The sequence below is a fragment of the Pontibacter pamirensis genome (assembly GCF_010015475.1).
Taxonomy (GTDB): domain Bacteria; phylum Bacteroidota; class Bacteroidia; order Cytophagales; family Hymenobacteraceae; genus Pontibacter; species Pontibacter pamirensis.
This window is the reverse complement of record NZ_SSNI01000007.1, coordinates 122,019-147,703: the sequence shown is the minus strand read 5'-3', so window position 1 is coordinate 147,703 and position 25,685 is coordinate 122,019. Positions and strand designations below refer to the sequence as shown.

At 51.1% G+C, this 25,685-nt stretch carries 14 protein-coding genes; 9 read left to right on the top strand and 5 right to left on the bottom strand.

Annotation, left to right across the window (positions count from 1 at the left end; genetic code table 11):
* Nucleotides 1–9: 9 nt before the first annotated feature.
* Together E1919_RS08565 and E1919_RS08560 are read right to left on the bottom strand one after the other, a co-directional pair.
* A complete protein-coding gene (locus tag E1919_RS08565) occupies nucleotides 10–9,900 on the bottom strand; it encodes a T9SS type B sorting domain-containing protein (RefSeq protein WP_162052936.1) in 9,891 nt (3,296 codons plus the stop codon).
* A gap of 744 nt (nucleotides 9,901–10,644) precedes the next feature.
* The gene (locus E1919_RS08560) at nucleotides 10,645–12,945 is read right to left on the bottom strand and encodes a nitric-oxide reductase large subunit (protein ID WP_162052935.1); all 2,301 of its coding nucleotides are present in this window, start codon (nucleotides 12,943–12,945) and stop codon (nucleotides 10,645–10,647) included.
* Nucleotides 12,946–12,978: 33 nt separating this feature from the next.
* Between E1919_RS08560 and E1919_RS27330 the strand changes: the two genes are divergently transcribed.
* The gene (locus tag E1919_RS27330; RefSeq protein ID WP_202915880.1) at nucleotides 12,979–13,167 is read left to right on the top strand and encodes a hypothetical protein; all 189 of its coding nucleotides are present in this window, start codon (nucleotides 12,979–12,981) and stop codon (nucleotides 13,165–13,167) included.
* Between the two features lie 120 nt (nucleotides 13,168–13,287).
* On the opposite strand, the gene E1919_RS08550 is transcribed toward E1919_RS27330, so the two are convergent.
* Entirely contained in the window at nucleotides 13,288–15,102 is a 1,815-nt protein-coding gene (locus E1919_RS08550) for a hypothetical protein (RefSeq protein WP_162052934.1), read from the bottom strand.
* 433 nt (nucleotides 15,103–15,535) lie between these two features.
* Between E1919_RS08550 and E1919_RS08545 the strand changes: the two genes are divergently transcribed.
* The 8 genes from E1919_RS08545 (at nucleotide 15,536) to E1919_RS08515 (ending at nucleotide 21,851) form a co-directional block, all read left to right on the top strand.
* Nucleotides 15,536–16,996, top strand: coding sequence for a hypothetical protein (locus E1919_RS08545; protein WP_162052933.1), 1,461 nt, complete (start codon nucleotides 15,536–15,538; stop codon nucleotides 16,994–16,996).
* 246 nt (nucleotides 16,997–17,242) lie between these two features.
* Nucleotides 17,243–18,199, top strand: a complete 957-nt coding sequence (ric, locus tag E1919_RS08540) for an iron-sulfur cluster repair di-iron protein (RefSeq protein WP_162052932.1) — start codon at nucleotides 17,243–17,245, stop codon at nucleotides 18,197–18,199.
* A gap of 219 nt (nucleotides 18,200–18,418) precedes the next feature.
* Nucleotides 18,419–18,922 (top strand): hemerythrin domain-containing protein, encoded by a 504-nt coding sequence (locus tag E1919_RS08535; protein ID WP_162052931.1) that lies wholly within the window; start codon nucleotides 18,419–18,421, stop codon nucleotides 18,920–18,922.
* A gap of 2 nt (nucleotides 18,923–18,924) precedes the next feature.
* Nucleotides 18,925–19,284, top strand: coding sequence for a DUF1858 domain-containing protein (locus E1919_RS27560; protein ID WP_237144174.1), 360 nt, complete (start codon nucleotides 18,925–18,927; stop codon nucleotides 19,282–19,284).
* A 5-nt stretch (nucleotides 19,285–19,289) separates the two neighbouring features.
* Complete coding sequence (locus E1919_RS27555; RefSeq protein ID WP_237144172.1) at nucleotides 19,290–19,757, top strand: DUF2249 domain-containing protein; 468 nt, start codon at nucleotides 19,290–19,292, stop codon at nucleotides 19,755–19,757.
* A 2-nt stretch (nucleotides 19,758–19,759) separates the two neighbouring features.
* On the top strand, nucleotides 19,760–21,067 hold the full coding sequence (locus tag E1919_RS08525) for a hypothetical protein (protein WP_162052930.1): 1,308 nt from the start codon (nucleotides 19,760–19,762) through the stop codon (nucleotides 21,065–21,067).
* Entirely contained in the window at nucleotides 21,048–21,362 is a 315-nt protein-coding gene (locus E1919_RS08520; RefSeq protein ID WP_162052929.1) for a metal-sulfur cluster assembly factor, read from the top strand. The genes E1919_RS08525 and E1919_RS08520 overlap by 20 nt, the downstream gene beginning before the upstream one ends.
* Nucleotides 21,363–21,401: 39 nt before the next feature.
* Nucleotides 21,402–21,851: an RrF2 family transcriptional regulator gene (locus E1919_RS08515; protein WP_162052928.1), complete on the top strand. Its 450-nt coding sequence runs from the start codon at nucleotides 21,402–21,404 to the stop codon at nucleotides 21,849–21,851.
* 156 nt (nucleotides 21,852–22,007) lie between these two features.
* On the opposite strand, the gene E1919_RS08510 is transcribed toward E1919_RS08515, so the two are convergent.
* Together E1919_RS08510 and E1919_RS08505 are read right to left on the bottom strand one after the other, a co-directional pair.
* The gene (locus E1919_RS08510) at nucleotides 22,008–23,723 is read right to left on the bottom strand and encodes an NADPH-dependent assimilatory sulfite reductase hemoprotein subunit (RefSeq protein WP_162052927.1); all 1,716 of its coding nucleotides are present in this window, start codon (nucleotides 23,721–23,723) and stop codon (nucleotides 22,008–22,010) included.
* Between the two features lie 150 nt (nucleotides 23,724–23,873).
* A complete protein-coding gene (locus E1919_RS08505) occupies nucleotides 23,874–25,682 on the bottom strand; it encodes an assimilatory sulfite reductase (NADPH) flavoprotein subunit (protein WP_162052926.1) in 1,809 nt (602 codons plus the stop codon).
* Between the last annotated feature and the right edge of the window lie 3 nt (nucleotides 25,683–25,685).

Sequence of the window (25,685 nt, the reverse complement as noted above, 5' to 3'; positions counted from 1 at the left end):
AGTTTGAGGTTAGCGCATGATGGTCAAAGACTTCTTCATAGGGGCCCGGCCGTCGCCAAATTCTATGATGCTGTAGTAGGTGCCATCCGGCAACTTTTTGCCGTTGAAGGTGCCGTCCCACTCTTTGTTGTAGCCTATGGATTCAAACACCAGGCTACCCCAGCGGTTGTACACGGTTACTCTGCAGCGCGGGTAAAGGGTAGAGAGGTTCTTGATTGCCCATTTGTCATTCAGGCCATCTCCGTTTGGCGTAAAGCCGTTCGGGAATTCGATATCATCAAGCGCTTCAATGGTGAAGGTTACTTCTGTGGTACAGCCATTCGCATCTTTCACCACCAGGGTGTGCGTGCCGCTGCTCAGGTTGTTAAACTCTGTAGCTGTGGTAAAGCCGCCGTTGTCTACTTTATAAGAATAAGGTTTTGCGCCTCCTTCTACCTTCGTAATAGCAGCGCTGCCTGTGTTCTCTAAACCAAGCGACTTCGTCAGTGGTGTTACCGAGGCAATTATTTCCGCTGGTCCTGTTACCTCTACTGTTTCGATGGTGATGGAGCAGGTGGCAGAGAACCTGGTGATGACCTGGTAAACTCCTCTCGGCAGGTTAGCGAACACTGCTTCTTTCTGGTAGCTGGCGCCGTTGTCGATGCTGTATTCGGTCTCGTCTGTTGCGCCGGTCACCGCGATGGCAATCTCGCCGTCAGCTGCTCCAAAGCAAGTCTCGTCCTTTACATGCGCCAGCGTGCTGCTTACCGTTCCTACCTCCACTGTAGTTGTGATGCTGCAGTTGGTGGCGTCTTTTACCGTCAGCTCATACTGGCCAGCGGCCACACCCGTGAAGGTGGCAGAAGCCTGGAAGTTTATACCATCCAGCGAGTAGGTATAAGGAGCCGTGCCACCTGTAAGGCCTGATACAAGCACCTGCCCGCTATTCTGGTCACAGCCAACTGGCGTTACGTTTACCTGCAGGTTGGCCAGTTCGTCATTGCTGTCGATAGTGGTTGTCTGCTCGTATATACATCCTTCCGCATCTTTCACAAAAATCTGGTAGTTACCTGCGGTAAGGTTTGTAAACACTGCCTGCTCCTGGAAAATGGTTTCTTCTGAGCTGAAAGTGTAAGGGCTTTTGCCTACGCTGTAGGTGTAAGGACTTCTTCCACCGCTCACGTTGCTGATGGTGATGCTTCCGTCCGCGCTGCCACAACTGGAGTTTGTGGTGGTGGCTGTCAGGGAAGTTGCTCCTCCCGTGCTCACAACATCCTGGGTGCGGCTAAGCGTACAGCCTGCTGCATCTTTCACTGTGATAGTGTAAGAGCCAACTGCCAGGTTTTCGAACAGAGCCGATGCCTGGAAAGTACCTCCGTTTATGCTGTAAGCGTAAGGCGCTGTTCCGCCTGTCACTGCCGTTACTGTTACCGTGCCGGTGCTTGTCGCACAGCCCGTTGGAGTGGCAGCAAATGTTGCCTCCTGCAGTACCTGAGAGCTAACAGCAACCGTAATAGATGTGCTGCAGTCGTTGGCATCTTTTACATACACCTGGTACTCCTGTGGAGCCAGAGCGGCAAAAGTAGTAGCAGACTGGTAGCTTATGCCATCCAGTGAGTAAGCATAAGGAGCAGTTCCACCTGTTACCTCACCTACCGTAATGCTGCCGTCGTTACCGGCGCAGGTAGTAGGCTGTGATGTAGCCGCCAGAGCAGAAGGCCCTGCTATGTTTGTGATGATAAAGACCTTGCTGAATGTACAGCCGTTAGCATCCTTCACAATGACAGTATGGTCGCCCGCTGCTAAGCCTGTCAGGGTAGTGGAGGTCTGGAAAGTAGCGCCGTCCTTGCTGTAAGTATAAGGGGCAACTCCGCCTGTCACCTCACCAACTGTTACCTCTCCGTTCGGGTTACCGCAGAAAGAAGAAGCGGTGCTGGCGGTAAAGTCTGTTGGTCCGTTCACATTCTCAACTACTGTTATTTTTTGAATGGTACAGCCGTTGGCGTCTTTCACGGTTACAGTGTATTCTCCCGCTGCCAGTGCCTCGAATGTTGCTGCTGCCTGGAAGTCGGTGCCGTTGATGGAGTAGCTGTAAGGTGCCGTACCGTCGGTTACTGCACTGGCTGTAATGCTGCCGGTGCTGTTGCCGCAGGTAGAGGCAGTTGCCAGAAGTTCAAACTCACTTGGTCCGGTGATGTCTTCTACTTCTACAGACTGCACAGTGCTGCAGCCGTTCGCGTCTTGGGTTGTAATGTGGTACGTTCCGGCTGCGAGGTTGCTGAAAGTGGCAGCGGCCTGGAAGGTCTCGCCATCTATACTATACATATACGGTGCTGTTCCTCCGGTTACCCCACTTGCTGATACGCGCCCGTTGTTGTTGCCACAGGTAGCGGCTTGTGCCGTTGCCGTGAAGGCAGGCCCACCTACATTGTTGAGCTGTACTTCGTCTGTAAACACACAGCCCTTGGCGTCTTTCACCGTCACCTCATACACTCCGGCAGCCAGTGCCGTGAAAGTAGCGGTGTTCTGGAAAGTGCTGCCGTCAGTGCTGTAGGTATAAGGAGCCGTTCCGCCTGTTACGCCTGTTATGGTAAACTGCCCGTTGCTTTCGTTGCAGGTAGAGGCGGTGGTTGTGCTGGTAAAGCTGGTCGGGATGTTCTGGCCTACTGTTACCTCAGTGCTCACGGTACATCCCTTGTCGTCTTTAACAGTCAGCGTATAGGTTCCGGAAGCTACTCCTGCGAAAGCTGTCTCAGACTGGAAGTTGCTGCCGTTGATTGAGTAGGTGTAAGGAGCCGTTCCGCCTGTTACAGCGCCTGCTGTAATGGTACCGTCATTGTCGGCACAGGTGGCAGGTAGTGAAGTGGCTGCTACAGCTGTCGGTCCTGCGATGTTGGTAATGGTGAAAGACCTGACGAACGTACATCCGTTGGCGTCTTTCACCGTAATCGCGTGCTGGCCTGCTGCCAGTGCCGTGAAGGTGGCAGAAGACTGGAAGTTCACACCGTCTTTGCTGTAGGTATAATCTCCTGTTCCTCCGGTTACGCCTGTTACAATCAGTTCTCCGTTGCTGTCGCCGCAGGTGCTTGCGGTTAGGCTGGCGGAAAGATTGGTTGGCCCGGCGATATCACTTACACTTACACTTTTGCTGATGATACAGCCGTTGGCATCTTTCACTGTTAGCGTATAGTTACCTGCCCGTACGGTTTCAAAAGCTGCTGCATTCTGGAAGTTGGTTCCGTCTATGGAATAACTGTAAGGAGCTGTTCCGCCCATAACGGCACTGGCTGTAATGCTGCCATTGCTTCTGCCGCAGGTAGAGGAGGTGGAGACCAAGGTGAAGTCTGTCGGGCCTGGGATGTTTTCCAACTCTATAGCGACAGTGCCCTGGCAGCCGTTGGCATCTTCTACCGTAATGTTATAAGTGCCGGCAGCTAATCCGCTGAAAGTATTACCTGTCTGGAAGTTTACGCCATTCTTGCTGAACGAGAACGGAGCCGTTCCGCTTGTAATGTCGCTGATGGTGATGCTGCCGTTGCTGTTGCCGCAGGTAGAAGCCTGTGCCGTTGCTGTAAAGGCTGGAGCAGCGATGTCTGTTACCACTACTTCTTCTGTATACATACAGCCACTGGCATCTTTTACACTTACCTGGTACGCACCGGCTGCCAGCGCAGCAAAGGAGGCCGCACTCTGGAAGTTTACACCATCCAGAGAATAAGTATAAGAAGGATTTCCTCCGCTAACAGACGTGATGTTTATTGTGCCGTTAGGGGCTCCGCAAGTGGTGGCTCTAACAAAAGCTACAAGGTCAGATGGGCCAGACAGGTTGTTTACCTGCACCTGGTTTGTATAGGTACAGCCGTTGGCGTCTTTCACCGTAATGGCATGAGCGCCGGCTGCCAGGGCTGTAAATGTAGCAGCATCCTGGAAGTTGGTGCCATCTATGCTATAGGTATAAGGAGCGCGCCCACCGGTAACACCCGTTATAGTTAACTGGCCGTCGCTGCCGCCGCAGGTAGAGGCGGTGGTTGTGCTTGTAAAGCTGGTCGGAACATTTTTGCCTACCGTTACCTGTGTGCTCACGGTACATCCCTTGTTGTCTTTAACAGTAAGGGTGTAGGTGCCGGAAGCTACACCGGCAAAAGCTGTCTCAGACTGGAAACTGCTGCCGTTGATAGCGTAAGAGTAAGGAGCCGTTCCGCCTGTTACCGTGCCTGCTGTGATGGTACCGTCGTTGTCGGCACAGGTGGCAGGTAGTGAGGTGGCCGTTATGGCCGTTGGGCCGGCGATGTTGGAGATGGTGAAGCGTTTGGCATGCGTACAGCCGTTGTCGTCTTTTACCGTAACGGTGTACTGTCCGGCTGCTAAACCTGCAAAGGTAGTAGCAGACTGGAACGAGCTGCCATTCAGGCTGAACGTATATGGTGCTGTTCCGCCAGTTACGCCTGTTACCTCCAGCGTTCCGTTGAGGTTGCCGCAGGTAGAGGAAGTGTTGCTTACTGCAAAATCAGCAGGACCTGGCACGTTCTCTATTGTTACCTCCCTGGCTACAGTACAGCCATTAGCGTCTTTTACCGTGATGGTATAATCGCCCGCCGCCACTGCTGTAAAGGTAGCAGTGCTTTGGAAGGCGGCAGCGCCAATGGCATAGGTATAAGGAGCCGTTCCACCATTTACCGCACCTACTGTTATACTTCCATTGCTGTTACCGCAGGTTGTGGCAGCAGTCGTCAACTCGAAAGTGTCCGGACCGGCAATGTCCTCTACCTCCACGACAGTAGAGCTGAAGCAGCCATTGTTGTCTTTGGTAACAATCGTGTATTCGCCTGCCAGCAGCCCATCAAATGTAGTAGAAGCCTGGAAGTTTGTGCCATCCTTGCTGTAGGTATAAGGAGTAGTGCCACCTGTTACGTTACTGATGGTGATGCTGCCGTTGCTGTTGCCACAGGTAGTAGCCTGCGCCGAAGCTGTGAAAGCAGGGCCTGCGATGTTGCTTACCTGAACTGTTCCAGTGTAGGTGCAGCCTTTTGCGTCTTTTACCCTTACCTGGTACGCTCCTGCTGCCAAGGCAGTGAAGGTAGCGTTAGTTTGGAAAGTGGTGCCGTCGGTGCTGTAAGTATAAGGGGCCGTTCCGCCTGTTACACCCGTAATGCTAAACTGCCCGTTGCTGTTGCCGCATGTAGAGGCGGTGCTGGTGCTGGTAAAGCTGGTCGGAACATTAGTGCCTACTGTTACCTGCCTGGTCACTGTACAGCCGTTGTCATCTTTGGCTACAAGCGTATAGGTTCCTGCAGCAACTGCAGAGAACGTCGCGCCTGTTTGGAAGTTGCTGCCGTTGATAGCGTACGTATAAGGAGCTTTTCCGCCTGTTACCGTGCCAGCTGTTATGGTTCCGTCGTTATTCTGGCAGCTTGCAGGTTGTGATGTTGCTGCCACTGCTGTCGGTCCTGCGATGTTGGTGATGGTAAATGATTTCACAAACGTACATCCGTTGGCGTCTTTCACCGTAATCGCGTGCTGACCCGCTGCCAGTGCCGTGAAGGTGGCAGAAGCCTGGAAGTTCACCCCGTCTTTGCTGTAGGTGTAATCTTCTGTTCCTCCCGTTACGCTTGTTACAATCAGCTCCCCGTTGCTGTTTCCGCAAGTGCTTGCGGTGAGGCTGGCGGCAAGATTGGTTGGCCCGGCCACATTATTGATGGTGGCACTTTTGCTGACGGTACAGCCGTTGGCGTCTTTCACCGTTACAGTGTAATTGCCCGCCGGTAATGTTCCAAAGGTGCTTGCGCTTCGGAAGCTGCCGCCGTTGATGGAATAGGTGTAATTTTCTGTTCCTCCGGTTACGCCCGTTACTTCCAGTTTGCCATTATTGCCGCCGCAGGTAGCGGAGGTGTTGGCAAGTGTAAAGTCTGTTGGTCCGGCAATGTTACTAATCGTTACCGTCTTTTCAGAAAAGCAGCCGTTGGCATCTTTCACCGTGATGATGTAGTCACCTGCCGCCAGAGCGGAGAAGGTAGTGCCTTCCTGGAAATTTGTGCCATCCTTGCTGTAAGCATAAGGAGCTGTGCCGCCCGTTACACCGCTGATGGTGATGCGGCCGTTGCTGTTGCCGCAGGTAGAGGCTTGTGCCGCTGCAGTAAACTCAGGTCCTGCGATGTTTGTTACCACCACTTCCTCTGTGTACACGCAGCCTTTATCGTCTTTCACGGAGATGGCATACGTGCCAGCCAGCAGGTTAGCGAATGTGCCTGAGCCCTGGTAGGCTGCTTCGTTGATGCGATAAGTGTAAGGAGCCGTTCCGCCTGTAACAGCGCTCACCACTATCTGGCCGTTGCGGTTGCCGCAGGTAGAGGCCTGGGCAGCAGCCGTTAAACCAGTAGGACCCGTCATATTGTTCACCTGCACCTGCTTTGCATACGTACAGCCCTTGTCGTCTTTTACCGTGATGGTGTATGCGCCAGCCAGCAAGCCTGTGAAGCTGGAAGCATCCTGGAAGCTTGCTCCATCTTTGCTGTATTTATAAGGAGCCGTTCCGCCTGTTACACCCGTTACAGTTATTTGGCCGTTGCTGTTGCCGCAGGTGGAGGAAGTGGTAGTGAAGGTGAAGTTAGTAGGCTGTGTTTTCGTTACACTGACCTGCCTGGTGACTATACAGCCCTTGGCGTCTTTTGCAGTAAGCGAATAGGTGCCGGATGCTACACCTGCAAAGGCTGTCTCCGACTGAAAGTTACTGCCGTCGATGGAATACGTGTAAGGTGCTGTTCCGCCTGTTACTGTGCCTGCCGTGATGGTACCGTCGTTGTTGGCGCAGGAGGCAGGGATTGAAGTAGCTGCCACAGCCGTAGGGCCGGCAATATCAGTCAGATCAAACTCCTCCTCGAGTATACAGCCTGATTTGTCTCTTAGTGTGATAATGTGCGTGCCTGCTGCCAAACCGATGAAAACATTGCTGCTTTGGTAAGTAGTGCCACCATCTCTGCTATACCTATATGGAGCGGAACCACCTATCACTTCGGTTATGGTTATCTCACCGTTGCTCTGGCCGCAGGTAGAAGGCTTTACTATACCGGCAAAATCACTGGGTCCGGGTAGGTCCAGTATAGTGAGGCTTTCGGTGTATGTGCAAAGTTTCGCATCTCTGACAGTTATAGTGTATTCTCCAGGTGCGAGTGAACCAAAGGTGTTATAGTCCTGGAAGGGTACGCCATTTCTGGCATACATATAAGGGCCGGTGCCGCCGGTTACGCCAATTACACGGAAATAACCGTTGTTGTTGCCGCAGGTAGCAGCATAAACTTCCAGTTCTAAACCGGATGGTCCGGCAATGTCTTCCACTGTTACTGTAATGGCACCAACGCAATCATTGGCATCCTTCACGTAAATCGTATAGGTATCGGCTTCCAGGTTAGTGAAAGTGGTACCCGTCTGATAATTTACACCGTCTCTGCTATAGGTGTAAGGACCAACGCCGCCTGTTACATTACTGATGCTGATGCTGCCGTTGCTGTTGCCGCAGGTAGAAGCCTGTGCTGTTGCACTAAAGGTCGGACCAGCAATGTTGCCCACGGCTACGTCTTCGCTATAGGTACAGCCTCTCTCGTCTTTCACCGTGATGGTATGGGCGCCAATCGCCAGACCAGAGAAGACAGTGGAAGACTGAAAATTGATGCCGTTTTTGCTGTAAGTATAAGAGCCGGTGCCGCCGGTAACCCCTGTTACCGTTATCTCGCCGTTGCTGCTACCGCAGGTAGCTGCCTGAATGGAAGCAGTCAGGTCGGTTGGTCCGGGAACATTGCCTACCTGCACCTGCTTGGAGATGATGCAGCCCTTGTCGTCTTTTACAGTGATGGTGTGGGGCCCTGGCAACAGGTTCTGTAAAGTTGCCGAGTTCTGGAAGGTTGTTCCTCCATCCTTGCTGTAGGTATAAGGAGCGATGCCGCCTGTTACGCCGGTAACGGTTACTTCTCCACTGTTGCTGCCGCACGTGGCAGCGGTAGAGGTGCTGGTAAAGTTGGTCGGTATACTGGTCGTAACGGTAACGGAAGTAGTCTTGGAACATCCGTTTACGTCTTTAGCCGTCACGATGTAAGTTCCTGCGGCAAGGCCAGTAAAGGCAGTAGAGGTCTGGAAGTTGCTGTTGCCTACCGCATAAGAATAAGGAGCCGTGCCGCCTGTTACAGTGCCTACGTTAATGCTGCCGTCGTTATTCTGGCAGCTCGCTGGCAGGAAGGTTGCCGCTACAGCCGTAGGTCCTGCACTGTTCGTTAAAGTAAATGATTGAACAAACGTACACTGGTTTCTATCTTTCACCGTGATGGTATAGTTTCCAGCTGCCAGGCCCGTGAAAGTGGGTGCGCTCTGGAAAGTAGTGCCGTTTCTACTATAAGTATAGTCTGGGGTGCCGCCTGTTACGCCCGTTATACTTATTTCGCCGTTGCTGTTGCCACAGGTGGAAGCTTTCAAAGAAGCTGCCAGCGCTGTTGGGCCGGTCGCCTGTGTTATTGTAATCGATTTCTCGATGGCACAGCTGTTTCCGTCTCGTACCATTACGGTATAAGTGCCGGCTGGCTTGTTATTGATAGCTGCAGTAGTTTCACCTGTGTTCCAGCGGTAGGAAACGGTACCTTGTGCGCCGGTTACGTTTGCTGTAATGGTTGCCAGGTTTCCGTCACAAATAAGATTTAGATTTGGGCCTGTAAGGCTCACATTCATATTATAGAATCTGATGAGCACCTCATCTGTTACAGCGGTACAGGAACCGTTGCCTGTTGAAGTTAAGGTCAACCTCACAGAACCTGCACTTATGTCTGCTGCGGAAGGTGTGTAAACCGCGTTCAAAGCAGTTCTATCCGAGAATGTTCCGCTTCCGCCGCTCCAGATACCGCCTGTTGCCGCCGTTACCGTGCCTGCCAGCTGAACCGGATTTTGTGAGCAGACGAGTTGCTCTGGCCCGGCGTTCACCATAAGGTTGGTCACTACGTTAACAGAAGCAGAAAATTTCTGGCAGTTCGGGTAATTTTTGTTTCTTACCTCCAGGGTATAAGTTCCAATGGCAGAAGCAGTATAGTTCAGCGCATTCCCTACGACATTGTCAGCACCGTCAGTCCAGATGTATTCAAACTCACCATCACCACCCGTTACATTACCCAAGAGCTCAACACTGCTGCCGCCAGGGCAGATAATAGCCGGATTCGGTCCGATGGTAACTACCGGAGGTGGAAAGAAAAATACCCTTACCACATCGCAGTAGGGCAGGGTCGCGCATTCTGAGGTTTGGGAAGTACCGCATACTTCATAGTCCACATATTCAGGTGCAGTGGCATCGGGTCTAACAACCGGGTTCGCTTTACCATTCGGGAAGCTCAAGAACTTTTCATATCCCCGTCCTGATACATCTCTCCAGGTGATTGTCTCTTCCCGAAAGGCAGTGGGCGCCCGAAGCACAGCAGAGCAGCCCGTTGTTACCGAAATGTCACCTACCGGGTTAAACGCAGGAACAGAGCGGATTTCGAATATACCTTTGGCATTACCAGGCATACAAAGCGTCAGTATGTGTGGCCCCGGACCACTGACGCATATTGGCTGCCCCACCGGAACCTGAGGGCCACAGTCTATCTGGTAGCCCATAGAGCCTGATGGTACAGGTCCACTTAAAATAAGGAACTGCAGGCCGCCGGAATTACTGTTCAGGGTAATGTTGAACTGAACGCAATTCTCATTGTTGGCTGCACCGCATAACTGCCCATTTCTGGTCACATTTTCTGAGGTCCAGACGCCGTTCGGGTCTGCGGTCAGATCCACGTTAAAAGTGGGAGTAGCGTTATTGCCTTGTGCATACAGGTTCTGTATACTCACCAGCTGAAGAAACCATAACAGTGCCATGGATAAAATCAGGCGAAGGGGGGGAGGTAAAGTTGCTGTCATACGTTAAAAGTGCTATTTGGAAATAAGTTTTGTTTTGTATTATATTTCGAAAATAATTCAACATGTTTTAGTGAAATTCCTGTTGCGGATGAATAACCACCTATCAGGTTGGTATTTCGATATTTAAATATAGGTGAAGTATATATTAAAACTTAATATGTAGGTATAAAAATAAATAATTTAATAATAGGTGCCGTGTTATTATTATATAGGGTGATATAGTGTAATTATTTAAATATAACCGGGCTGTAATAATGCCTCAAAGGAAAACTTAAATAAGCAAATGAGTTATAATTTTCTTTTATAGTAGCAGCTGTTGTGTCAAACTAAAAATTGTATTGTAGCTTTTATGAGATAGGACTAGTGATGTGAAGGAATGGAGTAGTAAAGCTGAAGTAATTCTTTTTATTATTTAATTAATACAAAATAATCGAGGTTTTGCTCCGCCTTCTGCCGTTGTCGTATTCGGAGTGGAGGCACCTGCCGTGAAAGTGTGGGTGAGGAGAGGACAAAAGAAAGAGGCTGTCCGAAAAGTCGGAACAGCCTCTTTTTGTTTCAAATGTATCTATACCCCCTACGGGGCAATTTCAAATATTCAGCTCTCAGGAGGTGTTGTTTACCTTTTTGGATATTCCCTCCCTTTAAAGGAAAGCTATATATTATCAGCTATCATTACTCTTTAAGGGGTTTCAGAATCAGGCAACAATGCTGTTGTTGCTGAAGATAAACCTGAGTAGCGAATGCTTATTTCAGGCTTTCTTTAGGTTTTACGCTCGGATAGCTCTCCGGTGCCACATCCTCATCCTCCTCCAGAGACCAGCCTGTCTTCAAGCCGATTACAAACCAGGCTAAGGCTACAACTCCACCCGCGAAAATGGTGTCCCCAATCACGCGCATCCAGCGCAGGGTTTCCATGGTGTCGGTTTGCATGAACTCCATAGAGCGGGCATACCACAGGCCATACTCCACACTTGCCCAAGTCTGCATCAATCCGATGGGCAGCACACTGATAGTCACCATCAGCATCAGGCCGATGTTAATGGACCAGAACGCGAAGCTGATCACACCGTCTTTCCAGCGCCTGCGAGCAGACAGGCCTTTGAGCACGAACAGCATCAAGCCAATACCCAGCACGCCATATACTCCGAACAGAGCCGTATGTGCGTGAACCGGCGTGGTGTTAAGCCCCTGCATATAATAGAGTGCAATGGGAGGGTTAATCACGAAACCGAATACACCAGCGCCCACCAGGTTCCAGAAAGCAACGGCAATAAAGCAGTAGATGGGCCATTTATATGCTTTGATCCATTGGGTAGAGCGGCTGATCTCCAGGTTATGGTAGGCCTCAAAACCGATGAGCACCAGTGGCACTACTTCCAAGGCACTAAAGGTAGCGCCCAGCGCCATCACCGAAGTAGGCGTGCCGCTAAAGTACAGGTGATGGAACGTACCGATGATGCCGCCAAACAAAAAGATGATAGTGGAGAACAGCACCGTGGCAGTAGCCATTTGCGTTTTCAGCAAGCCCATGCGCACGAACAGGAACGCAATCACTACGGTGGCAAACACTTCAAAGAAGCCTTCTACCCACAGGTGCACCACCCACCAGCGCCAGTACTCGGCTATTGCCAGGTTGGTGTGCTGTCCCCACATCAGCCCGGAGGCGTAGAAGATAGCAATAGCAGCCGACGAAATCAGGAACATGCCCAGCAAATGGCGGCCCTCCACATCGTTTCGGAAGGCAGGCATGATAGCGCGTATCATCAAACCCAGCCACAGGAAGAGCCCCACCAGCAGGAATATCTGCCAGAAGCGGCCCAGGTCCACATATTCATAGCCTTGGTGGCCGAACCAGAAGTTCTCGGTGTAGCCCAGCTTCTGCATCACACCGTACCACTGCCCGGCAAGAGAACCCGCCACAATCACAAGCAGGCAGATGAACAGGAAGTTAACCCCCAGCTTCTGGAACTTCGGCTCGTGACCCGATACGGCAGGGGCGATGTATAGACCGGTGGCCAGCCAGGAAGTGGCAATCCAAAAGATAGCTAGCTGCACGTGCCAGGTTCTTGTGATAGAGTAAGGCATATAATCAGCGAGTGGGAAGCCATACAGTGCCTGGCCTTCTACGCCATAGTGCGCTGTGACTACTCCTAGCGTTACCTGCACCACAATCAGGGCCGTTACAATCCAGAAGTACTTCAGCGTGGCCTTCATAGAGGGTGTTGCTTTGAGGCCCAGCAGCGGGTTCTGCTTCGGTAAATTGGATTTATCCACGCCTTCCTCCCGGTTGGAGGCATAGTAGTAAGCCAGCATACCGACACCGGCTATGAGTATAATCACACTGAAGCCTGTCCAGATGATAAGGTCGCTGCTTGGCTCGTTGGCCACCAGCTTTTCGGCGGGCCAGTTGTTGGTGTACGTGATGGCCTTGCCGGGACGCTCGGTTACACAGGCCCAGGAAGTCCAGAAGAAGAAGGCATTCAGTTTGCGCATGCGCTCCGGATCCTTCACTGTATTGTCAGCCATGGCGTAGGCATCGCGGTATTCAGCCAGCGCCGGGTCATCCATAAAGAGCGCGGTGTAGTGCCGGCTTACGTCGGCGATGGCTTGTGCACGAAGGTCGGAGATGGTCAGCACCCCTGTCTCCGGGTTATAGGTGTTGGCGCGGATCTGCTTCTGCAGGCGGGCCTGCAGCATGGCCTGCAGCTCTTCGTCCAGTTCATCATGCGTCACGCCTTTTTCCTGCTGTGCCCAGCTATCCAGGAAGAAAACTGCTTCCTTGTGCAGCCACTCAGCACTCCAGTCGGGCGCAACGTAGGCACCGTGGCCCCAGATAGAGCCTAATTCCTGCCCACCAATGGATTGCCATACATTCTGGCCGTCCTGGATGTCCTCTTGTATAAACAGCACTTTACCGGAGGTGGTCACGACTTGCTTGGGGATTGGAGGGGCCTCCCGGTAGATTTCAGACCTGTAGTACCCGAGTACGGCGAAGGAGCCGATAATAACAGCTAGAAATCCCAGCCAGAGTTTTCTGTATTGCATGGTAACATCGTTTATGGTTGATAATAGAATTGCATGAGAGGGTTAAAACATGTAAGTGAGGTTTACCATGGCGCGTGTGTTGCCTTTGGTGACATGGTGGCTGTCGGTGCTGCTGACTTCGGGAGTCTGTGGGGCGTAGGTTTGTCTTTTTTGTTGCTGCTGGCCTGGGTGTTATTACCCGTACTGGGCGCCAGAAGAATTTTCTCAAGGAGAGATCTTTAGTATTAAATGTGCTGCTTTGGCAGGTAATAAAGAGGTTTGGTTTGTTTAAAGAGCGCAGGACTTATGTCCTGCGCTCTTTTTTTTAATGGATACTTACTTCCTGAATAGGCCTGATTTTGCTCATATGGCAGTATGGTGCTCCAGTTTAGAGGCTATCAGCTGGTCTTCTGCCTCCAATAGCTCATCCATGAACATCACCTCTTTCTCCAGGTCTCCGATAAATATAATCGGGGCCAGTTGCTTATAATAGCTTATACCTTTCCGCAGTTCCAGCCAAAAGCTCTGCAGGTATTTTTGCTGTTTTGGGGTGAGCGTATCCAGTTGCTCCGCCTTTTTGTTTTGCCAGTATTCCACATACATCTTCAGTTCGTTGATGAACATGTGCGGGCGGTATGTCTGGTTCAGGGCGTTGAAGCGGCCGTAGATATGGTCTACCATCTGCTGCAGTGTAAAAACACCGGAAAAGAACGCCAGGTTAGGGCCTGGGCAAATTGCTACGGCTTTGCTACTGGCTTTTTTATTGATGCCGGCTACCAGCAAAGCTGTATTTGCCAGGCCCTCGCAGAGGCACTCTTTTACCAGTACCCTTGCTTCCTCCGCCTTGTAGTCGTCCTGCGACAGGCCCTGGGCTGCTAACTCCTCCAACTTCCGGCGCTGGTACTGGCGGGATGCCGTGCAGAGCGGTTCCTTTGTATAATCGCTGTTCGACACCAGGTGTTTCTTTGCACACGGACTACCGGGCTTGCCCTTTTCAATGCGAAGGTTCTTTAGTTCTTCGCTGCTGGTGCCACGCAATGAATTAAAAGGCACGCCCAGGGGAGAAATCGGGCTGAGAAACAGATCGCCGGCTCCCGCTTTTGAAAGTTTCTGCAGTGTGTCCTCATCTACGGTAGTGGCTTCGGGCACTAAAAGGAAGGGGGTGCCCCATCCGGTAGCATGCACATCATAGTGCTTCATCAAAAACTCATGCTCTTCTCCGGTGCCAATGCCGCCCTGTACGGTAATGCGAATGGTTGGCACTGTGCGGGGTACGTGTGTGCCTTTGCTGGCGAGTGCGGAGCAGAACAGACTATACAGTTCTACCTGCAAAGCCTCCCGGTTTTGCTTGAACTCCTCCAGAATCGGACCCAGTAGGAAACCATCGGTCGCAAACGCATGGCCGCCGCAGTTCAGGCCAGACTCTATCCGGAACTCAGAAACCCAAAGCCCTTTTTTCGCCATGATTTTTCCCTGCACAAGGGCAGAGCGGTAGTCACTTACCTTGATGATGATTTTCTTGCTTATGTTGCCGTCGTTGTCCGGAATAAATTCGGGGAACTGTTCGATGTAGCTGAAGAGGCGCATGTTCATGCCCGCAGAAAATACCACCGCCGACTGCACCGTACTCCTGGCAAAGCCACGGAAAGCGGACAGCGCATCAGAGAACTCCTGCGGCAGCGGCTCTCCATTGGTGCCGTAGTTTATCCTGTCCAGTTTGGTCATGATGTTCACATCGATGCCTCCCGGCACAATAGCATCGCGGAGCGTACGTTGCAGTTCCTGCTTTAGCGCCGGGTCCTCTTCTTCCAGCATCTGCAGGTACAGCCCTCTTACCGGGGAACTGTCCGGCAGGAGTGTGAAGTATTTGGTGAGCTTGGTGCCTGGCTCAAACTGCTCCTCTTTTATTTGGGCAATCTGCTCTTTTACCACTGCATCCAGCAGGTCCAGGTAAGCAGTTACGCGACTGGCGCGGTAGTCTTCTTCCTTGGGTGAGATAGGCACAAAAGGCTTTTGATAGATGCCGCTATAATATTCCCGCATCTGCTCCAGCAGGGCATCATCACTGAGCGACAACACTGAAGAAATACCGTATTGCGCCACTTTAAGGGGTGAATCAATAGAAAATGCCAGCCCCATAACTGGCAAATGGAAGGTGTGTAATGTGGTCTGTTGCATTACGTTAATAGTATGATTGGAAAATTTATTTGTGGTGCTGCTGTGTCTTTTTAAGTAGCCCGGGTTGTTGGTAAAGCGAAAGAACCCACTCCTGCCCCTCCGAGAAGGGGAGTTCCTGCAAGAGTAAATTTTCCCTTTTCGGAGGGGAAGGTTTGTTACTTCACCCAATACCTGATGTAATTCCTGGGTTTGTTTTGTATGACATGTCAGCTTTGTTTATGATGTAAGTTCTATGCCGTTTCAAGTATGTTGTTTTGCTTAGTTGGGCATAAAGCAGGTTTAGTAGCATGTGTTTCAGCCACCAAGGTAGGAGACACTTCGCATCATTAGAATGAGTACTGTCAACCCTAAAAATGATAAAAATCATTAGTTAATTTGTCGTATGCTGGCGCTGGCGCAATTTCCCTGCAACTCCTTCATAGCATGTAGCGGGGTGATAATTATCATTTTATGCGGCAGAGCGTTCGCGTATTTTTGTGTAGTGCCGGGTAATGTTCAGCCAGGTATAGAATGGCTGCTTGAAGCGACAGAGGGCACCGCAAAAAAGGAGACGATGCTGTTACAGGAAGAAGAGACAAAGGTAAGCCGGCATTTTACAGTGGCAAAAATCAGGGCCAACGTAGCCCTGGGCTATTTTGCGCTGGTTGCTGCCATGGGGCTGTTGCTCCGTTGGCTGATAGTGAATCCTATAGTTGGCGTCAACTATAAATATGTGTTGCATGGGCACTCGCATGTGGCGCTGCTGGGCTGGCTCTACTGTGCTTTTTTCGCGGTGCTGCTCTATATGTTTCCGCCCCAAACAGACAAAGATCGGAAGTCTTTCAAACGGCAGTTCTTCCTGACGCAAGTGTCGGTGGTGGGGATGATGCTAAGCTTTCCGGTACAAGGGTACGCGCTGCTTTCTATTGTCTTTTCTACTACACACATCCTGCTGAGCTACTGGTTTGCCTATACCTTCTGGAAGCAGGCAAACCAGCAGAAAGCGTTGCAGCAGAAGCACCGCACCGCCTTGCAATACCTTGGTGCCAGTCTGCTGTTCCTGGTGCTCTCTTCTATAGGCCCCTGGGCTATAGGACCTATTATGGCGGCGGGTAATTCCGGTGGCGTCGCGTATTATTCAGCCATCTACTTTTACCTCCATTTCCAGTACAATGGCTGGTTTACGTTTGCCGTGCTGGGTATGCTGTTCTGGTTCCTGGAGCATCATCACATTGCTTACTCAAAGAAACTAGCCATAAACGCCTTCTGGCTTTTAGCCGTGGCCTGCGTGCCTGCCGTGGCGTTGTCCGTGCTCTGGGCGAAGCCTGCAACTGTGGTGTACTGGATAGGAGGGGCTGCCGGACTGATGCAGCTCATGGCGCTGTACCTGTTGCTGAAGCTGCTCTGGCAGGTGCGCCAGCAGGTAATGGCCCTGCTGAAGCCGTGGGTACAGTTGCTGGTGGGGCTGGCCATGTTCTTTTTCGTAGTGAAGCTGGCGTTGCAGGCTGTTTCTGCCTTGCCTGCTTTGGCAGACTTGGCGTACCGTGTGCGCTATTTTATCATTGGGTACCTGCACCTGTCGCTCATTGGCTTTGTATCGCTCTTCCTGCTTGGTACAATGCTGCAGCTGGGGATTTACCGCCTGGGCAAATACGGGAAATTTGGCTTGGTATTGCTGCTGCTTGGCTTTTTCAGCACTGAACTGCTGATGTTCCTGCAAGGTACGCTCCTGTGGCTGAGGCTTCCTTTTATACCCTCTTTCAACCTGCTGATGCTCCTCTTCAGCATTCCGATGCCCATCGGTTTAGGCTTGCTTTTTATGAGTCAGTTAAAGTCTGGAAAGGAACCTGCAGCCGAGGAAGGCAAGCCTTTGATAAAACAACAGGCAATTCATCTGGTATCAGCAGCAAAGTAAAAGCACCCTAATGAGAGGCTGTGTTTTCATATATAGCTGTTAAACAAATCCAAGTAAAACAAAATCACCTCTGGCTCTCTGTTTTAAGTAGGGCTGTGTCAATGTATATCTCTGTCGCGATATGGTTAGCACCATGAAAGAATGACGAGGATTATTTTAATAGAAGACTTTATACTCTTTTATTCTGGTGTCAATTTTTTACCTTTATAGTGTTGATTCATTCCTGACACATAAAAACTTATACACATGGAAGCCACAGAAAACATAGAAATCCTGGACGTAACTATCATTGAGCCACGTCTGAAGCACCCCACCATCTTCGAGCGGTTTGACAACCTGAAGGGCGGCGAAGCTTTTATCATTCACAACGACCACGACCCGAAACCGCTCTACTACCAGCTGCTGGGCGAGCGCGGCAACATCTTTAAATGGGAGTACCTGGAGCAGGGGCCTGCCGTGTGGGAAGTGAAAATCTCCAAACTGACACAGGAAGAAGGCGAGACGGTAGGCGAACTAGTGGCCAAAGATTTTAGGAAGGCGCAGGTGTTCAAGAAGTATGGCATCGATTTCTGCTGCGGCGGTAAAAAGTCGGTGGCTCAGGCCTGCGAGGAAAAAGGCATAGACCAGGAGACACTGGAAAAAGAACTGAATGCCTCCACGGCAGCGGAGACCCGCGAAACAGACTACGGTAGCTGGGAGCTTCCCTTCCTGGCAGACTACATCGTGAACATGCACCACAAGTATGTGCGCGAGGCCATTCCGGCGCTCTATGAGTATACCACCAAAATTGCCCGCGTGCACGGCAAGCAGCATCCGGAGCTGCTGGAGGTGGCGAAGCACTTCGTGAACGTGGCAAACGAACTGGAGGCGCACATGCCGAAGGAGGAGCGGGTGCTGTTTCCTTTCATCAAACAACTGGATGAGGCGAAGAAGCAGGGTATACAGCTGGACAGACCACCCTTTGGCACTATCCAGAACCCGATCAACATGATGGAAACGGAGCACGAAGCGGCCGGCGGCGAGTTGGAAGCTATCCGTGAATTGACCAACAATTATACACTGCCAGCGGATGCCTGTGCAACCTACACAGTTGCTTTTAAAAAGCTGCAGGAATTTGAGGCAGACCTGCACCGCCACATCCACCTGGAGAATAACCTCCTGTTCCCGAAAGCGCTGGAGCTGGAGAAAGAAGTATTGAAGTAAAATACGTCTGAATCAGAAAATGCAGGATGATTAAGATGAACAGGATTTGATGAAAGCATGACCAGTCAATTGTCCCTTAAGGCTATGCTCGTTAGCTTAAAACTCTTGTTTCGGCTAATGTAAGGAGGGGAGTTTTTAAAGTATCATGTTCTCCTTCACATCATCCTGCCAATCTTAAAAATTCAGCAAATCCTGATTCAGACAAAAACCATTAAAGCCATGAAAAAGACCACCACACCCCAAAAAAGAGATAAGAGCCTGGTGCCGCTGTCGAGGGAGCACCACTTCGGGTTACAGTTCTGCTGGAAATTGCGGCAAGGGCTCCGAAACGGTACTGACCTGGAATTGATGCGCGCATACGTGCACTATTTCTGGGAAAACATCCTGAAGCCTCACTGCGAAGAGGAGGAATGGGTGCTGCGCAGGCTGCTGCCGGAAGATAGCACAGAGCGGATGCGGCTGGAAGAGGAGCACAGGCTGCTGCAGGCCCTAATAGCACTGGTAGAAGAAGGAAGCCCGATGAACAAAGACTTGTTTAAAGTGCTGGAAAAGGACCTGGTAGATCACATCCGCTGGGAAGAGCGCGAGCTGTTTCCGTACCTGCAGGCGGTGGTGCATGCTGACGACCTGGAGATAACAGGCAAGCTGCTTGAGCACCGGCACACGGTGAAGCCCGATACCTTCACCCCTGAATTCTGGACCTCAAAACCCAAAGCCGGGTAACCATGGACATAGCAGCCAACACCAAAATATCGGCTTTAATAAAAGCCAACCCGAATGCCGTGGAAGCCATTGCTTCCATAAACCGACACTTCGAGAAGTTGCGCAACCCGCTGCTTCAAAAGCTACTGGCCTCGCGGGTAACCATCGCCGACGCCGCCCGCATTGGCGGGTGCACAGAAGAGAATTTTTATAAAAGACTGGCACCGCTTGGCTTTACGCATATCAGTTCCGGGCATGCGTACGTAAGCCCGGCAGAAGCAGCAGCCGCGTCCAAGCCTGCTTTCCTGGCGCAACTGTCGCCGGCAAATATCCTGACGCTGGATGTGCGCGATGATATCTCTTCGGGCCATGTCCCTTCCTGAAGATTATGTGCACGGTGGAAGAGCTGGACGGCACAAATGTGTTGCTGCTGGTGAACACCTTCGAACCAACGCCCCTTATTTCTATTCTGGCCCGGAGAGGGTATGCCTGTTACTCGGAAGTGAGAGGACCGGACCTGGTGCATTCCTACTTCTGGCCAAAAGGAGAAGAAAGGGAGGCAAAGGCAGAAACTGCCATCAGGGAAAGTGTAGCCACGGAGAAAACTTTTGAGGAGCTACTGACACAGTTTGATGTTGTGCTGAAGCACGTAGATGTGCGCCATCTGGAGATGCCCCAGCCAATGGTCACCATTCTGAATGAGCTGGAGCAATTGCCATCCGGCGAAGTCCTTTACGTGACGCACAGGCGGGTACCGCAGTTTCTGTTACCAAGACTGGAGGAGCGTGGCTTTGTACTTGCCAGCAAGGCGATTGCTCCTGAAGAGGTGCACCTGATTATCTATAAACAAACATAGCCATGAACGCTGCCACCACCTCCAACTCACCGGGCAAATGGGTCGTGCTGCCGCATTATGCTTTTGCTGCCCTGGCTTTTATAGCGCTGAGCGTGCTGCTACTCTTCTCCACCGATGCCTTTAGTGGACACTATTTCCATCCTAAACTGCTAACGCTAACGCATGTGGCAGTGTTGGGTTGGGCCACCATGATCATCTTCGGAGCGCTGTACCAACTGCTGCCCGTGGTGCTGGAGGGGCGGTTGTATTCTGAGCGGCTCGCCCTTTATACATTTGGACTGTTGGGCACTGGCACTATTCTGCTGGCCTACGCTTTTTGGAATTTTGAAGTGGGCTGGGTGATGCATTTGGCGGCCTGTTGCCTATTTGTTTCTTTCCTGTTGTTTAATATGAATGTGATCCAGACCGCCAGAAAAGCACCGAGGTGGACAATAGAGGCTGATTTTATTGTGACTTCCGCTATCTGGCTCCTGATAACAGGCTTGGTAGGCCTGCTGATGGCTGTTAACTTCTCCATGCCTTTTCTGCCCGAGGATCATATGCATTACCTGAAGCTGCACGCGCACATGGGCATGGCTGGCTGGTTCCTGCTGCTCATTATCGGCGTGGGGGCCAAACTGATTCCGATGTTCCTGCTGGCGCATGTGCACAGCACTAAAAAGCTCAACTGGTCCTATAACCTGATCAACGGCGGGCTGGTGCTGTTCGTGTTCGACCATATGGTTTTGCGGCTGGGGCTGCTGACACTCTGTGCTGCGCTGGTGGCAGGAGGTGTAGTGCTCTTCCTGCTGTATGTGCAGGAGGCGAAGCAGACGATGCTGCGAAAGGATGTGGACCTGGGCATGAAGCAGACATTTGTAGCCTTAGGGCTGCTTGCATTGCCTCTGGTGCTGGTGCTCGTGGTGAGCGCTAACCTGGACCTGCCACAAGCTCTTATGTCGTCCGTCTACCTGGTGTATGGCATTACAGTTTTCCTGGGCTTCATTACCGCGCTTATACTGGGGCAAACTTATAAGACCCTGCCATTCATCGTCTGGATGCATGCTTATGAAGACCACGTGGGGCGCTTTAAGACTCCGCTCCCGAAAGACCTTTACAGCCAGAATTTGCTGCGCTGGCAGAACATCAGTTATCTGCTTGGCCTCGCGCTGCTGATGGGTGGCGTATTACTGCAACAGCAGGAAATTATATTGGCGGGGGCAATTGGTTTCACCGTTACAGCTACCCTGTACATGATAAATGTGTTCCAGCTGCTCCTGCACAAAGCACATAACTTAAAACCCTTTACCTATGGAAACGCAAGCACCTGACCTTGGCCAGGAGGTATTCGAAACGTTGAAGTATATTATTGACCCTGAAGTTGGAATAAACATTGTGGACCTCGGGCTTGTTTATAGTGTAAGCCTGGAGGAGGACCAGCTCACAGTGGAGCTTACCCTGACCACGTCTGGCTGCCCGATGGGTAGCACTATTGTAACAGCCACAGAACAGATTCTGCTCAAACGCTTCCCGAACCTGGAGGTGAAGGTGGAACTGGTTTGGTCGCCCATGTGGTCGCCGGATATGATCACAGAAGAAGGTTTACAACAACTGAATAAGAAGTAATACCTTTGTATCAGTATTAAATGAAAAGAAGCACCTACCATGTTATCGAAAACAGCCGAATATGCCCTGCGCGCCATCGTGTACATTGGTATGAACGATGCGGCGGGTCATAAAGTAGGAATAAAAGAAATAGCCAGAGAATTGGAGCTGCCTGCTCATTTTATGGGCAAGATACTGCAGGACCTGGTGCGTAAGGGCGTAATTGCTTCCATGAAGGGCCCTGGAGGGGGCTTCTTCTTACACAGACCAGCTCGTGAGATCAGCATTCTGGAAGTAGTGCGCACCATCGACGGCCTGGAGGCCTTCAAGAAGTGCGGCATGGGCATGAAGCAGTGCTCTGACAACCACCCCTGCCCCCTGCACAACGACATAAAAGCTTACCGCGACCACCTGCTGAAGGTGTTTCAGTCAAAATCCGTTCATGACCTGGTAGCAGGCATCAACTCCGGGAAGTACTTTATAACCAACGTGCATGAAGTAGAACCATAATTTCTTTCTCCGTACTGCTTACATTCAAAGGGGCCGTCCAGCATATCTGGACAGCCCCTTCGTTTATAGACAAAAGTTTGAAGACCTGCGCTGTTGCATTGGAGAATGGCCGTCTTGGCTGCTATACTTGGAACTTCCCCTATAAAACACGACCTCTTATTCTTTCTCGCTTAAGCTCAATACCCTAACTGGCCGGTCAGTCACTTCCACTATTCCTTTTCTGACAACAAAGTCACCGAAATGTTCTTCCTTCTCTCTTTCCTGCGCATAGGCCAAAAAGAGCGGGTCGAGGACTTCTATGATAGCCTCTTCGGAAAGCATTTCTTTGTACAAGGTATTTAGCCTGTCTCCGTTATGGCTGGCGCCCAGGTAAAGGTTATACCTGCCGATGGCACGGCCTACTAACCCAATTTCACCCAAAGGCGAACGGCCACAGCCATTCGGGCACCCCGTCATCCGGATAGTAATTTCATCTGTTTCAAGGCCATGCCGTGTCAACAAAACATCTAGTTTATCGATGAGGGAAGGCAAGTAGCGTTCTGATTCCGCGAAGGCGAGGCTGCAGGTGTTCAGAGCAACGCAGGCCATAGAACTTAGCCGTAGACCTGTTAGCTTCGGGTTGTTCAGTACACCATGCTGCGCTAGGATAACTTCAATCGCGTCCTTGTCCTTTTCTTCTACATTCCCGATAATCAGGTTCTGGTTTCCAGTAAGGCGCATGTCTCCCTCCAGGATGAGGGCCACTTCCCGCAATGCTTTTTTGAGCTCGTAGCCTTTCTCATCTTTCACTCTTCCGTTTTCCACGAACAGGGTATAGAACCATTTGCCGTTGGTTCCTTTCTGCCAGCCGTATTTGTCTCCGTTTGCTTCGAAGTGGTAGGGCCGTGGGCTCTCAATTTCCCAGCCCAAACGGGAATTCAGCTCCTCTGCAAACCACTCCAGGCCTCTCTTGTCGATAGTGTACTTTAGCCTGGAGTTCCTCCTGTTTGCGCGGTTGCCGTAGTCACGCTGTATAGCGATAACGGTTTCTGCTACTTCAACTATCTTATCTTTCGGCACATATCCTATCACATCTGCCAAACGCGCATAGGTAGTTAGGTCTCCAAACGTGCTGCCCAGGCCACCGCCCACACAGACATTGAAACCCAGTAGCTCGTTGTTCTCCTCGATAGCGATCAGGCCCAAATCATTGGCAAAAGTATCAATGTCGTTTCTTGGGGGAATGGCTATGGCAATCTTGAATTTGCGGGGCAGGTATGTTTCGCCGTATAAAGGCTCTCTGTCCGGAGTTCCGCTTATCTTTTCCTGGTCCAGCCATATTTCATGGTAGGCAGTTGTTTTGGGCGTAAAGTATTCGCTTATGTGTGCAGCAATACGATACACCTCCTCGTGTATTTGCGACTGGTACGGGTTAGGATTGCACATCACATTCCTGTTGACGTCTCCGCAGGTTGCTATGGTGCTTAGCAGGGTGTCGTTTATCGCCTTGATACCCGGCTTCAGGTTGCGTTTTAATATACCGTGAAACTGGAAGGACTGCCTGGTGGTCAGCTTCATGGTGCCATCGCCATACGTGTTGGAAAGCGCATCCAGCGCAACCCACTGCTCCGGTGTGGTAATACCTCCCGGCACTCTCACCCTGACCATGAACTGGTATAAAGGCTCCAGTTTTTGCCTTTTCCGCTCACTGTCCAAGTCCCGGTCATACTGCTGGTAAGAACCATGGTACTTGATCAGCTTTACATCATCAGGATCCAGCGCCCCCGTCAGCGGGTTGCTCAAACTCTCTCTGATGGTTCCCCGCAGGAAATCACTTTTCTCTTTTATATATTCATCAGCAGATAGTTTCTGCTTTTCCTCTTGCTCTTCCATGGTATTTTTCTTCTAATAGGGCCACCTCTGCTTTTCCATCCTGGCTCATGTTGTCGTTAGTGTTCACAACATCTAATCTTTCAACTCTACAATGAGTGAGAGCCTCTTCTGATGATGGCTTACAGCGTTTTGGTTGACCTGAATTTGCGGCTAATAAATGTCGGTCTGGTAGCGGTTTGCTATCTGAAGGTGCTTGATGTATTCCTCTGCTTTTTCAGGGGTAACACCGCCGTGCTGTTCAATGATTTCCTTTAGCGTATGATGCACATCTTTCGCCATTCGCTTTGCCTCACCGCATACATAAAAATGCGCGCCGCTTTCCAGCCAGTTATACAGCTCTTTCCCATTTTCGAGCATTCTGTGCTGCACATAGTGCTTTTGCTCCTGGTCTCTGGAGAAAGCCACATCCGCTTTTGTCAGGACACCTTCTTTCAAGTACTGCTGCCACTCGGTCTGGTAAAGAAAGTCAGTTGTGAAATTGCGGTCGCCGAAGAAAAGCCAGGACTTGCCGGTATGCTCTTCCACCTCACGGTGCTGCATAAAAGCTCTGAAAGGAGCTACTCCCGTGCCGGGGCCCACCATGATAACAGGGGTGGCCGCGTCTTTTGGAAGTTTAAAGCGGGTGTTTTTATCTACAAAAACCTTTACTTTATCATCTACTTTAAACCGATCGGCCAGTGTGGCAGAACAAAGCCCTTCTTTGTTCCTGCCATACGCCTGGTACCGGACAACAGATACCAGCAGGTGCACTTCATCTTCTACCGCAGCCTGTGCCGAGGCAATGGAATACATCCGTGGCATATTTTTCCGCAACACCGACAGCATGTCGCTTGGCTTCAGAGTATAGGGTTCCTCATTCAGTAAGTCCAATATATCCCGCCCGTGTAGGTACTCCAGCATCTTGTCATTGTCTGCCAATATGCCCTTTAACTTGATGCTTTCTGTTAGCTCCGCATAACTGGTTAAGGTAACCCTGGAAAGCGGGCTTAGCTCATAGTCGTAAGTCAGTGCTTCAGCCAGTGTTTTTTCGCCGTTGTGGCCCTGCACCACTTCATCACCTGAAAGATTGGTTGCCTGCAGCACACCTTCTATCAAAGACGGCGAATTGGTGCCATATACACCAAGGGCGTCGCCGGGCTCATACTGCAAGCCGGAACCTTCCAGGCTCAGTTCAAGGTGTATGGTTTCCTTGGATGATCCTTTCCCGTTCAGGTTAATTTTTTCCAAGATGGTCGCTTCAAAAGGGTTTTTCCTGGAGTATGCGGTTTGTACTGCCTCAGCTGCGTTATCGCTGCTTGCTTCGGCCGCAGGTGCTACACTGGAGGTTTGTGATATTTTCTGGAGAAAAGAGTCTTGCCATGCCTCTGCCAAATCCTCAAAATCCACATCACAGTCTACCCGTGGGCTGATGCGCTGGGCTCCCAGTTTCTCAAACGCTGCATCAAAGGCTTTTCCTGTCTGGCAGAAGTCCACATAACTGCTGTCGCCGAGGGCAAGCACAGAGAAGTTGACATGCGAGAGGTCCGGCGCTTTCTTGCTGTGCAGGAAATTGTAGAAATCCTCGGCTTGCACAGGAGGCTCGCCTATACCGTGCGTGCTGACCAGCACCGCTAGATTGGTGAGCTTCTTCAAGTCGCGGGTTTTGAAGGTAGCCATATCCGACACCTCCGTTTCAACGCCTTGTGCTTTCGCCCGCTTTGCCAAGTTGTTTGCCAGCGCTTCGCTGTTGCCGGTATGGCTGCCATACAGAATCTGTAACTTCGGCGTTTCTGCTACAGCTGCCACAGCAGGCACAGTTGTACCGTCATCTGCCGCTGCAGGCGCTGCCTGCGACACACCTGTAACATAGCCGCACAGCCACTGAAGCTGTCCGGAATCTAATCCGGACAGTGCCTCATTTAGTTGTGCTGCTTGCTTATCAGAAAACGGCCCTCTTGCCAGTCCCTTCATTAAATCCATCAA